The sequence below is a fragment of the Pseudomonas arsenicoxydans genome, assembly GCF_006438915.1.
Classification (GTDB): domain Bacteria; phylum Pseudomonadota; class Gammaproteobacteria; order Pseudomonadales; family Pseudomonadaceae; genus Aquipseudomonas; species Aquipseudomonas arsenicoxydans_A.
Genome location: NZ_RCZE01000006.1, coordinates 383,316 through 395,574, shown reverse-complemented (window position 1 = coordinate 395,574; position 12,259 = coordinate 383,316). Strand labels below are relative to the sequence as shown.

Annotated in this window: 10 protein-coding genes; 1 reads left to right on the top strand and 9 read right to left on the bottom strand. The window is 60.1% G+C overall.

Annotated features, from left to right (window positions below; all coding sequences use genetic code 11):
* Positions 1-36 precede the first annotated feature (36 nt).
* Complete coding sequence (locus EAH78_RS15460; RefSeq protein ID WP_140668288.1) at positions 37-1,569, top strand: AhpA/YtjB family protein; 1,533 nt, start codon at positions 37-39, stop codon at positions 1,567-1,569.
* Between the two features lie 263 nt (positions 1,570-1,832).
* On the opposite strand, the gene EAH78_RS15450 is transcribed toward EAH78_RS15460, so the two are convergent.
* The 9 genes from EAH78_RS15450 to EAH78_RS15405 all read right to left on the bottom strand — a co-directional run bounded on the left by EAH78_RS15450 (position 1,833) and on the right by EAH78_RS15405 (position 12,069).
* Complete coding sequence (locus EAH78_RS15450) at positions 1,833-2,546, bottom strand: PqiC family protein (RefSeq protein ID WP_140668286.1); 714 nt, start codon at positions 2,544-2,546, stop codon at positions 1,833-1,835.
* Between the two features lie 176 nt (positions 2,547-2,722).
* Positions 2,723-4,990, bottom strand: coding sequence for a DNA topoisomerase IV subunit A (parC, locus tag EAH78_RS15445; protein WP_027922005.1), 2,268 nt, complete (start codon positions 4,988-4,990; stop codon positions 2,723-2,725).
* Positions 4,991-4,997: 7 nt separating this feature from the next.
* Complete coding sequence (locus EAH78_RS15440; protein ID WP_140668285.1) at positions 4,998-5,522, bottom strand: retropepsin-like aspartic protease family protein; 525 nt, start codon at positions 5,520-5,522, stop codon at positions 4,998-5,000.
* Positions 5,519-6,508 (bottom strand): esterase-like activity of phytase family protein, encoded by a 990-nt coding sequence (locus EAH78_RS15435; RefSeq protein WP_140668284.1) that lies wholly within the window; start codon positions 6,506-6,508, stop codon positions 5,519-5,521. The genes EAH78_RS15440 and EAH78_RS15435 overlap by 4 nt, the downstream gene beginning before the upstream one ends.
* Positions 6,508-8,412 carry a DNA topoisomerase IV subunit B gene (gene parE / locus EAH78_RS15430; protein ID WP_140668283.1) on the bottom strand — a complete coding sequence of 635 codons (1,905 nt, stop codon included), beginning with the start codon at positions 8,410-8,412 and terminating at the stop codon, positions 6,508-6,510. Before parE ends, EAH78_RS15435 begins: the two co-directional genes overlap by 1 nt.
* A 55-nt stretch (positions 8,413-8,467) precedes the next feature.
* Positions 8,468-9,076 (bottom strand): YqiA/YcfP family alpha/beta fold hydrolase, encoded by a 609-nt coding sequence (locus EAH78_RS15425; RefSeq protein WP_140668282.1) that lies wholly within the window; start codon positions 9,074-9,076, stop codon positions 8,468-8,470.
* A gap of 1,017 nt (positions 9,077-10,093) precedes the next feature.
* Positions 10,094-10,909, bottom strand: coding sequence for a 3',5'-cyclic-AMP phosphodiesterase (cpdA, locus tag EAH78_RS15415; protein WP_140668280.1), 816 nt, complete (start codon positions 10,907-10,909; stop codon positions 10,094-10,096).
* Between the two features lie 99 nt (positions 10,910-11,008).
* Positions 11,009-11,461, bottom strand: coding sequence for a DUF1249 domain-containing protein (locus EAH78_RS15410; RefSeq protein ID WP_027922011.1), 453 nt, complete (start codon positions 11,459-11,461; stop codon positions 11,009-11,011).
* Positions 11,452-12,069, bottom strand: coding sequence for an NUDIX domain-containing protein (locus tag EAH78_RS15405; RefSeq protein WP_140668279.1), 618 nt, complete (start codon positions 12,067-12,069; stop codon positions 11,452-11,454). The genes EAH78_RS15410 and EAH78_RS15405 overlap by 10 nt, the downstream gene beginning before the upstream one ends.
* Positions 12,070-12,259: the final 190 nt, after the last annotated feature.

Below are 12,259 nucleotides of genomic sequence, written 5' to 3'. Positions count from 1 at the left end.
GCGCGTCAACTTCACGGACAAAAGAGCCGAGCTCAAGTGAACCGGCCCACGCCAGTAAAAACCGATAACTTCTTTCTGCTGATCTTCCGGGCACTGCGCCATCGCCGTGTACCGATTGCATTGCGCATCGCCAGCCATAACGTGATCCTGGTCGCTCTGGCCTTGGTGATCTACGCCTGCGTGATGGGTTTGCAGTTCAAGCAGGCCATGCACGAGCAGGCCGATGCGCTGGGCGAAAGCCTGACCACGCAGACGGCCACGTCCGCCACGGAGCTGTTGGTGTCCAACGACATCCTCAGCCTCAACGTGCTGCTCAACAACCTGACCAAGAATAAACTGGTGGCCCACGCCGCCATTTATAGCGTGGATAACCGCATCCTCGCCGAAGCCGGTCAGCGTCCCAAGCACAGCCTGCTGGGCGAAGCCCAGGGCATGTACGAGAGCAAAATCACATTCCAGGACGTGACCGCTGGGCAACTGCGCATCAGCCTGGACATGGATCAGTTCCAGCAGCCGATGACCATCAGCCTGCAAAGCATGGGCATTTTGAGTGCGATTCTGCTGGCCCTGTCCCTGGCCCTGAGCTTGCGCCTGGGTCGGCACATCTCCACGCCGCTGCTGCAACTGCGCGTTTGGCTGCGCAACATCGACGAATACACCCCGGCCACCGAGCGCCAGGATGAAATTGGCGACCTGGCCCGTCAGCTGCACGCCAATTTCGCACCAGAGCCGGCCGAACCCGAGCCAGCGCCAGAACCCGAGTACGACGAGAGCGACTACGAAGACGCGGACGACAACGAGCCGACCTTCGAAGTGCGTAATCTGCGCGACCCGAGTTTCGATGAAACCAAGCCAGTGGCAGCCCTCAAACCGGCGCCACGGCGCATTGTCAGCACCGCTGAAGACGATGACGACGATGATGCGTTTGCCGATCTGCTTGACGAGTCGGTTGCCAACGCGCCGAAACCGGCCGCAAAACCGGTGATTTCGAACGTGCCACAACACAGTGCGGTCCTGGCCGTGCAACTGGGCGCCCAGGATCAACTGCGTCGCCTGCCTCGCACACGCCTGGAAGAATTGCTGAAACGCTATCGCGACTGCCTCGATCAGGCCGCTTCGCTCTACCAGAGCGAACTGCATACCCTGAACGATGGCAGCACGCTGATGCTGTTCCACACCGAAGACAGCGGCGACGACTACCTGACCAACGCCATCTGCTGCGGTGAGCTGTTGCGAGCCCTTGGGCATCAGTTGCAGATCGAAGTCGCGGACAGCGGCATCACCCTGCAATTGCAGCTGGGTCTGACGCTGGGTGAGGAATTGTTCGGTATGAGTCAGATCGACTTGCTGCTGACCGAATCCGCTCAGGACGCCCTGGCCCTGTCGCAACACAGCCGCAACCTGCTGCTGGTGGAACGCAAGATCAGTGACGATGCGCTGATCCGTCAGCGTGCACGGATTCGTCCGATTGCCAGCCCAGAGGGCGCTTGCTGCGTGGAGCGGTTGATGGAGCCTTATCCGTCGATGCTGGAGCGGCAGTTGGCGCGGATGCATGAACGTCGGGCGTAAGCACTACCCCCCGCTGTAAAGAAGCCCGCAGATGAGTGATTGTCTGCGGGCTTTTTGTTGTCTGCGGGAAAGGTGTGTTGTCAGGTCTGGCCCCTTCGCGAGCAAGCCCGCTCCCACATTCGACCGAGTTCTTTCAATAGGAATGCGGTCAAATGTGGGAGCGGGCTTGGTCGCGAAGGCGGTGGGACAGGCAGCAGAGATCCCCAACCTGCAGAAACAACAAAGCCCGCACAAGGCGGGCTTTGCTTTGGATCAGTCCAGGCTTAGAACCTGAACACTTCCATATCGGTCCGGATTGGCGAAGCCATCGGGATCTTCGGTTGTTTCTCTTGCTCTGCCGCCGGAGCCACAGGCTTGGCAGCCGGCTTCTTTGGCACTTCAGCAATCGGTGGCTGATTGGCCAATGGCTTCAACGCCACCGACAATTGCTCCGCCAGACGCTGCAACAACACACCCTGAGCCTGAACCTGTGCCGCTGTGCCGCCCGCGTGCTGTTCCTGCAGATGAATGATGCGGTTATCGCGAACCTGACCACGACGATCAATCAAACGCCACTGCGCATCAAGGATTGCCGGTTGCGACTCACCCGAGTCCAGGCGAGTAATCGTCAGCAGCACTTGAACATCCGGCGTGAAGCCGAGGGTCGCTGGCGCCAGCACAACGCGCTGACTGTCCAGACGACCGGCTACCTGACGCAGCAACAGTTGATCGATGTCCGAAGACAAGCTCCCGGCCCAACGACCGTCGGTCGACGCCTGAAGGCTGCCATCGGGTTGACGCTGCAACAGGGTTTCGCGTTGCAGGTAATCAGCAACCGTTACCGGGCCCAACAATACCGCCATGCCTGTGCTTTGCGCAGGCGCAACCGGACTTCCACTGTCCAGTTGATACAGCGACACCGGCTGGTGAACGCTGCAACCCGCCAGGCCTAAAACGCCAGCGAGCATCAAAATAAAAGGAAGGCGCAGAGCAGTCATCGTCCCATCCAGGTGGCCGCCACAAGGCTGACCACAGTGAAAATACTCAATAAATATGAAGAACGCTCGGCCACGCCGGCGCTTGAAAGGCCATATCATCCGTGAATATGCGTTCCGACTCCAGCGCCAAAGCGTCGATCTACGCGTTAAATCGTAGATCGAGCGGTCTAGGACGCCTAATTGAGGTTTTCGACGAGCAGCGCATCCACCCTCTGGAAGCCACGTGGCAATTTGTTACCACGACGTCCACGCTCACCCTTGTAGTGTTCGAGGTCGTCTGCTTTCAGTGACAAGGTACGTTTCCCGGCCTGCAGCACCAACGTGGCACCCTCCGGCAGTACGGCGATGTCCGTGACATATTCTTCGCGATTGGCCACGCGTTCACCGGTGATGCCGATGATCTTGTTGCCTTTGCCCTTACCTAATTGTGGCAGGTCGCTGATCTTGAAGATCAGCAGGCGACCTTCGGTCGTGACCGAGGCCAGCCAGTTGCTCTCACGATCGGCTACGGGGCGCGGAAGAATGACTTTCGAGTTGCTCGGCAGGCTCAGCAACGCCTTGCCGGCCTTGTTCTTGGCCTGGAAGTCTTCACCTTTGACCACGAAGCCGTAACCGGCGTCGGAGGCGATCACATACAGCGAATCGTCTTCCGGCATCAGCACGCATTCGAAGCTCGCGCCTGGTGGCGGCGTCAGACGACCGGTCAGCGGTTCGCCCTGGCCGCGGGCCGATGGCAACGTGTGCGCCGCCACCGAATAACTGCGACCAGTGGAGTCGATAAACACCGCAAACTGGTTGGAGCGCCCGGCTGCCAGGGCTTTGAAACCATCCCCGGCCTTGTAGGAAAGCCCGGTGGCGTCGATCTCGTGCCCCTTGGCCGAACGGACCCAGCCTTTTTCCGACAGCACGACCGTCACTTTCTCGTTCGGCAGCAGGTCGTGCTCGGTCAGGGCCTTGGCCTCGGCGCGCTCGACAATCGGCGAACGACGGTCGTCGCCATAGGTTTCGGCGTCCTTGATCAGCTCGGTGCGTACCAGTTTTTTCAGTTTGGCTTCGCTGCTCAGCAGGGCTTGCAGCTTGGCTTGTTCCTTGAGCAGTTCATCTTGCTCGGCACGCAACTTCATCTCTTCCAGTCGCGCCAACTGACGCAAACGGGTGTCGAGGATGTAGTCGGCCTGGATTTCGCTCAGGGCGAAACGCGCGATCAGGGCGGCTTTTGGATGCTCCTCGGTGCGGATGATGTGAATCACTTCATCCAGGTTAAGGTAGGCAATCAACAAACCGTCCAACAGGTGCAGGCGACGCTCGACCTTGTCGAGGCGGAATTGCAGACGGCGACGCACGGTCTGCACGCGGAATTCCAGCCATTCGACCAGCAGCGCCCGCAGGTTTTTCAGCTGCGGCTTGCCGTCCAGGCCGATGATGTTGATGTTGACCCGGTAGCTCGACTCCAGCTCGGTGCTGGCGAACAGGTGCGTCATCAGTGCGTCGTGATCGAAGTTTTTGCGCGCGCCGGGAATGATCACGATGCGGCATGGGTTTTCGTGGTCGGACTCGTCGCGCAGGTCAGCGATCTGCGGAGCCTTGGACGGCTTGGCCTGCATCATCGCGGCGATCTGTTCCAGCACCTTGGCACCGGACACCTGGTGCGGCAGTGCGGTGACGATGATGTCGCCGTCTTCGATGTGGTACACGGCGCGCATACGCACCGAGCCCTTGCCGGTTTCGTACATTTTCAACAAGTCGGCGCGAGGCGTGATGATTTCTGCTTCGGTCGGGTAATCCGGGCCCTGGATGTGTTCACAGAGCTGTTCGACCGTGGCTTTGGGCTCATCGAGCAAACGCACGCACGCCGTCGCGACTTCGCGCAGGTTGTGCGGCGGCACGTCGGTGGCCATGCCCACGGCGATGCCGGTGGTGCCGTTGAGCAGGATGTTCGGCAAGCGTGCCGGCAACACCAGCGGTTCGTCGAGGGTGCCGTCGAAGTTCGGGCCCCAGTCCGCGGTGCCCTGGCCCAGTTCGCTGAGCAGCACTTCGGAGTAACGCGACAGCCGCGCTTCGGTGTAACGCATGGCGGCGAAAGACTTGGGATCATCCGGCGCACCCCAGTTACCCTGACCGTCGACCAGCGTGTAGCGGTAGCTGAACGGCTGGGCCATCAGGACCATGGCTTCGTAGCAGGCCGAGTCGCCGTGCGGGTGGAACTTGCCGAGCACGTCACCGACGGTACGCGCCGATTTCTTGTGCTTGGAATCGGCGTCCAGCCCCAACTCGCTCATCGCGTAGATGATGCGTCGCTGTACCGGTTTCAGGCCGTCGCCGATATGCGGCAAGGCACGGTCCATGATCACGTACATGGAGTAGTTGAGGTAGGCATTTTCGGTGAAGTCAGCCAGTGACCGGCGTTCTACACCGTCCAGGCTGAGATCAAGGGAGTCGCTCATGCGGGCCTCATCGGTTCGTTGTCTGGCGCAGCAGCATGGTGCCACCGCGCTGGGTAAATTCAAGTTTGTTCAGTGCGCTCATGCCGAGCAGCACCTGTTTGCCTTCCAGGCCTGGTGCGACTAGCGCGCGAACATCACGTAACACAATGTCGCCCAGTTGCAGCCGGTCGATGCGGGTTCGATAGCCCTCGCTCAGACCATTGGCCGTGCTCAGGGTCACCCCGAAGCCTTGTTCCAGTTTCAACCCCTCGGCCACACTGGCCGGAATTGACACATCCGTCGCCCCGGTATCGAGCATGAAATCCACCGGGTGGCCGTTGATCGCGCCGCTGGCGACAAAATGCCCCTGACCGTTGCTGACCAGTTTCACTTCGATAAACCCATCGCCCTGCTCGGAACTGACCACCACATTCGGGTTTTGCTGCCGCGCCTCCCATTGCCCGAAAAACCGCGTAGCCAGAAACAGCGCCGCACACCAGGCCAGCACCATCAATACTCGACCGGCGCGCTTGCCCGGCGGTTGTTGACTCACGGCTTCGCGCTCCAGCCACCTTCAGGCGCGGCGAAGCGCCAGACGATCGGGCGGACTTCGCCATCGACGCGGGGGCCGAAATTGTTGTCGACGCCGATCCAGGCACCATCAGCGTCGACGATCAACGCTTCTTCCAAACCGTAGTGCTGTGAATAACGTCGGTTTTCCTGCAACAGCTCGGCCGCATACGACCAGCAGCGTTCGACCTTGGCCGTCTGCGGGTCGCGGCGACAAATCTGATAGGCATTGCGTTCAAGGGTAAACAACTTGCCTTCGAACAAAGACACGTCGGAGAAGTCGCGGTTGACCGGTTTGGCGTGGGGGAACTGCGGCGGCTGCATTTCCATGCCCGCTTCGCTCAGCAGCACACAGCCACCGTCGCAATCCCATACAGTCTGTTTGCGCTTGATCATCAGCAATCCGCGACCTTGGCGCTCGGCCGCGAGCCACATTTGATCGCCAGCAGGGTTGATCGCGATACCTTCGAAGATGGCATTGAAGTGCTGGAGCAATCCTCGGGCGCGTGCTTCACGAACCATCATCGGCGTGATTTTCAACCAGGATGCTGGCCCCGTGGGTGGCACTTGCAACACCGCTGCATGGCCTTCACTGACAAGGTAGCGGTTGCCGGCGCTGTCGCAGGTAATGCCTTCGAAATCCAGATCGCCGCCGCGCACGAACGAGGCGCCCCAAACGCGGGACTTCAAGCCCCACGGCAAGCCACTGTCCGGCACCGGCGGTACATCAATGTGCAGGGTTTCGGCCTGCCAGACGGTTTCGCTGGTATCGAGACGATAGATCTGGTCGTCGTCACGGTCAGAAACCGTCCATAGATCGTTGCCACACTGGGCAAGCCCAGACAGGTTGCCGCCGCGCATGCCGTCGACGGGATGCTCGGAGAGCATGCGCAACTCTGGCGCCGGATCGGCAAACGCCGACACCGGGGTCAGAAGCAACGCACACGCCAGGGCAAAGCCAAGCCGCATCAACCAAGAACCTCGGCCAGGTTGCCCTTGGATTCCAGCCAGGACTTGCGGTCACCGGCGCGTTTCTTCGCCAGCAGCATGTCCATCATTTCCGAGGTCGCTGCGAAATCATCCAGAGTCAGTTGCACCAGGCGCCGGGTGTTCGGGTCCATGGTGGTTTCGCGCAGTTGCGGCGGGTTCATTTCACCCAGGCCTTTGAATCGGGTGACCTGCGGCTTGCCGCGTTTTTTCTCGGCGACCAGACGATCCAGAATGCCATCGCGCTCGGCTTCGTCCAGGGCGTAGTAAATCTCCTTGCCCAAGTCGATGCGGTACAGCGGCGGCATCGCGACGTAGACGTGACCGGCATCCACCAACGGGCGGAAATGCTGGACGAACAAGGCGCATAGCAGCGTGGCAATGTGCAGACCGTCGGAGTCGGCGTCGGCGAGGATGCAGATCTTGCCGTAACGCAGTTGGGCGATGTCCGCCGAACCCGGATCGACGCCGATGGCGACGGCGATGTTGTGCACTTCCTGGCTGGCCAGCACTTCGCTGCCATCGACTTCCCAGGTGTTCAGGATCTTGCCGCGCAACGGCAGGATCGCTTGAAACTCCTTGTCCCGCGCTTGCTTGGCGGAACCGCCGGCGGAATCACCTTCCACCAGGAACAGCTCGGATCGCATCGGGTCCTGCCCGGCACAGTCAGCGAGTTTGCCCGGCAACGCTGGCCCTGCGGTGATGCGCTTGCGCTCGACCTTCTTGCTCGCTTTGAGGCGGCGGCCGGCGTTGTTGATCGCCAATTCCGCCAGGAGCATGCCGGTTTCCGGGTTGGCGTTGAGCCACAGACTGAAGGCATCCTTGACCACACCGGATACGAACGCCGCCGCTTCACGGGACGACAAACGCTCTTTGGTCTGGCCGGAGAATTGCGGCTCCTGCATTTTCATCGACAGGACGAAGGCGATGCGCTCCCAGACGTCTTCCGGCGCCAGCTTCACGCCACGTGGCAGCAGGCTGCGGAATTCACAGAATTCACGCATGGCATCGAGCAAGCCCTGACGCAGACCGTTGACGTGAGTACCGCCCTGGGCCGTCGGGATCAGGTTGACGTAGCTTTCCTGCACGCTGTCGCCACCTTCCGGCAACCACAGCAGCGCCCAGTCGACCGCTTCTTTATTACCGACCAGGCTGCCGCAGAACGGCTCGTCAGGCAGTCGCTCGAAGCCGTTGACCGCGTCCACCAGGTACGAACGCAAACCGTCTTCATAATGCCATTCGACTTTTTCGCCGGTGGCCTTGTCTTCAAAACTGACCAGCAGCCCCGGGCACAGAACGGCCTTTGCCTTGAGCACGTGCTTGAGGCGACTGATGGAGAATTTCGGTGAATCGAAGTACTTCGGGTCCGGCGCGAAGAACACGCTGGTGCCGGTGTTGCGCTTGCCAACGGTGCCAATGATTTCCAGCTCGGTTTTCTTATAACCGTCGGCGAACGTCATCTGGTATTCGTTGCCGTCACGCTTTACGCGCACCCGGACTTCGTTGGACAAGGCGTTGACCACCGAAATACCCACCCCGTGCAGACCGCCGGAGAACTGGTAGTTCTTGTTGGAAAACTTGCCGCCCGCATGGAGTTTGGTAAGGATCAGTTCAACGCCCGACACACCCTCTTCCGGGTGAATGTCCACCGGCATGCCACGGCCGTCATCGCTGACTTCCAGGGAGTGATCGGCGTGCAGGATGACCTGCACCGAGGTCGCATGCCCGGCCAAGGCTTCGTCGACACTGTTGTCGATGACTTCCTGGGCGAGGTGGTTCGGCCGACTGGTGTCGGTGTACATGCCGGGGCGTTTACGCACCGGGTCGAGGCCCGAGAGGACTTCGATGGCGTCTGCGTTATAAGAGCTAGCGCTGGGAGTGGCCATGGGGTCTCGTCGTCCGCCTGTAAAAAAGTGTTCTGTGAAAAAGAGGAGAAGCTACTTATAGAGCTGCGAAATCAATCGCCTGATACACATCTGCGCCGATGCCGGCAAAACTCAGCATCGCCGGCAATTGCGCGGCGAAACCCTGGAAACTATGATCGCCGCCGGCCTGGATGCGCAAGGCACAGGCCCGGTAATACTGCTGGGCGAGGCGATAATCCAGCGTTTCGTCATCGGTCTGCAACCACACCTGATACCGTTGCGGATCCTGGGGCGCCGGCACTTCCAGCTCGGCCAGTGCCGTCACGTGGTCGTGGGTCAATTCCCAGGCTTCATCGGTATACAGGTTTTTCTGCGCTCCCAGGTACCCGTCGAACATCCGGTGCGGACTGACGGCCGGGTTGACCAGCAAAGCCTTGAGGCCATGACGCTCGGCCAAGTGAGTCGCATAGTAGCCGCCGAGTGAGCTGCCGACCAGCAGTGGCCGCCCCAGCGCTTCAATCGCCTGCTCCAGCTGACCGATGGCCTCGCGAGGGTGGTGATGCAGGGCTGGAACGCGCAGATGATTGCTCAGGCCAAGTCGGTCCATCACCTGCATCAACTGCGTAGCCTTTTTCGACGAAGGCGCGCTGTTGAAACCATGGATATAAAGGATCGAACCTGACATTTGAGCTCCCTGTGCGTCGGGTAAAGAGGCGCAGTTTACAGGGAGTCGGGGGGATCGGGGATATCCTTGGGATTCGTGGTGCCTTTGAGGGCGCATCGCGAGCAGGCTCGCACACATTTTGAACTGGGTACAACTGATAGAGATTGGTCGGCTGTCAGGCCGCCTTCGCGAGCAAGCCCGCTCCCACACTTTGAACTGGGTACAACTGATAGAGATTGGTCGGCTGTCAGGCCGCCTTCGCGAGCAAGCCCGCTCCCACACTTTGAACTGGGTACAACTGATAGAGATTGGTCGGCTGTCAGGCCGCCTTCGCGAGCAAGCCCGCTCCCACACTTTGAACTGGGTACAACTGATAGAGATTGGTCGGCTGTCAGGCTGCCTTCGCGAGCAAGCCCGCTCCCACACTTTGAACTGGGTACATCTGATGGAGAATGGTCGGCTGTCAGGCCGTCTTCGCTGGCAAGCCAGCTCCCACAGTTTGATCTGGGTACATTTGATGGAGAATGGTTGGCTGTCAGGCCGCCTTCGCGAGCAAGCCCGCTCCCACATTTTGAACTGGGTACAACTAATAGCGATTGGTCGGCTGTCAGGCCGCCATCGCTGGCAAGCCAGGCTCCTACGATAGATCGGCGTACACCCGCCGCTTCTCACCACTCAACAGGCCGAGCGTTAGCTCGCCTGCAGCTTTTGATTCAACCGCCCCGTCGGGAGGCTGAGTGGAGGTGTTCATCCGGGGAGTGGCGCGTAGCGCCGTTCGACGTAGTCGAACACGCTGCATGTAGGTCGTCGCGAAGCAGACCGGAGGGCAGTGTCCCCGGATGGATACCGGAGCGAAGGAACGCCGAGCCCTGGCGAGGGGCCGGACGCTTGGGGCGAGCCTTTTTGGGTACTTTTTTGGCGTTTGAAAAAAGTGCCTCGCCGTAAGGGCGAAACCGCCAGCGGCCGTTACCGCAGAAATGGATATGTACCCCGCCAACCACAACATGGTCGGCCCGAAGGCCGCCAAGACCACAACCATCAATACCCGTTGGAACCGTAGTCGACTTGAAAGTCGAATCCAGTGACGCGCTCCACACCGGTTTCCAGCCGCCCATCCGGCAACAACCGCAACCAGCGATACCCCGGCGCCTGCTCCCCGACCTTGAAATCATCACTGCCCGGCTCGAATTGAATGCAGGTCGACGGCGAGGCTATCAATCGAACGCCGTTGCGATCCTGGTCAACTTCCTGATGCACATGCCCCCACAAAACCGCCCGCACCTGTGGAAAACGATCAAGCACTGCAAATAGCGCCTCAGGATTGCGCAACCCGATCGGCTCCATCCACGCACAGCCAATCGACACCGGGTGATGGTGAAAACACACCAAATGATGCCGCTCCGGCGCCTCGCTCAGTGATCGGGCCAACAACTGCAACTGCTCATCCTGCAAAAACCCCGGCACCGAACCCGGCACGGCGGAATCAAGCAAGGTGACTCGCCAGTTGCCAACATCCACCACCGGTTCCAGCAATGCACTCTGCACCGCCGCCTCGGCCATGATCTGTGGTTCATCGTGATTGCCGGGAATCCAGCGCGCCGGCGCATCGAGCTGCCCGGTCATGTCGCGAAATTGCTGGTAGGACTCCAGCGTCCCGTCCTGAGACAGATCGCCACTGGCAATGATCAGGTCGATACTCGGCTGCTGAACCTGCACCAGCTCGATGACTTTTTGCAGGCTGTTCCGCGTGTTCATGCCCAGCAACGTGCCGTCCGCTTCGGCGAACAGATGGCTGTCGGAGAGTTGCACCAGCAACGCCGGATCGGCGGTGGTCAATGTGGATACGCTCGGCAAGGCGTTCTCCCAGGGCTGAATCACGGGGGTGGATAGGTGCCGCAATTATGCTGGGGAGCGCTCAAAAGGGGAAACCTGTGAACCTGACGCAGTTCACAACTACCGAACAACGGCGTATTCGTGCCCGCAAGCCAAACAGTGGCTCAGCCATTCGCCCAGAAACATGTTCAGCTGAGCCTTTTCATCCGGCTGGTGCATCGAGGCATTCGGGTAAGGATAGATGCCGCGAAAACGCCGCGCATGCTCGGCGCTGACCACTTCGGCCATGCAAGCGTCGTGATAAACCTGCACTTCCAGCTGGGGGATCGGCAGCCACGGCAGGCTGTGTTCCTGGCGCACTTGCAGGGTCGTGGTGTACGGGCAGACCTGCAACACTTCCAGCGCCAGTACGCCGAGCATCTGTTCGCCATGCGTCACAGCAATGCGCCGCGCCGCCGGCTCGTCGCGCATGTCCGGCAGCAGTCGCATCAACCGCGCGTAGTTCGCCTCGCAGGAAGCTTGCAGCCCCGCAAGGTCCACCCGATAGCGATCGCGCAGCTTGTTTACGACCATAACCCCCTCACTTCAGCGCGGTTTAAAGCTAACCATTGCAAGGCAATGATGCTGGCCGCGTTGGCAATTCGTCCGTCACGTACGGCCTGCAAGGCATCTTCTAACGCCCAGACCGTGACGCGGATATCTTCAGCTTCTTCCTCCAGCCCATGCAGGCCGCCGACCCCGGTAGAATCGCAACGCCCCAGGAACAGGTGCACGAACTCATTGCTGCCGCCCGGCGACGGGAAATATTTGATCATCGGCCAGAGCGCCCCGAACACAAGCCCAGCTTCCTCCTGCCCTTCGCGGTGAGCAACTTCTTCCGGCACTTCTTCCTTATCGATCAGACCAGCGACCAGTTCGATCAACCAAGGGTTGTCGGTCTTGCCCATGGCGCCGACGCGAAACTGCTCGATCAGCACCACTTCGTCGCGCTGCGGATCATAAGGCAGCACGCACACCGCATCGTGGCGCACGAACACTTCACGATTGATTTCGCGACTCATGCCGCCGGCGAACAACTCGTGGCGCAAGTGCACACGGTCGAGCTTGTAAAAGCCCTCGTAGCACTTTTCGCGCCGAACGATATCTACGGCGGTCGGAATGGCGTTGGCAAAATCAGTCATGACAATCCTCTTTACTGCAAATCCGTTACGAGGCTCCTTTTTGTGACTGGCAACCTCGACTTCGCGCCATCCTAACGCGCCTGCGACATTTGATGCAGCCCCTTTCCCGTCAGCGGGATAGACGGTGAGGGCGAAACCAACTCTAATTAGCTTAGTGGCGAACTGACTGCTTCGTTGAGAGTCGAAGCGG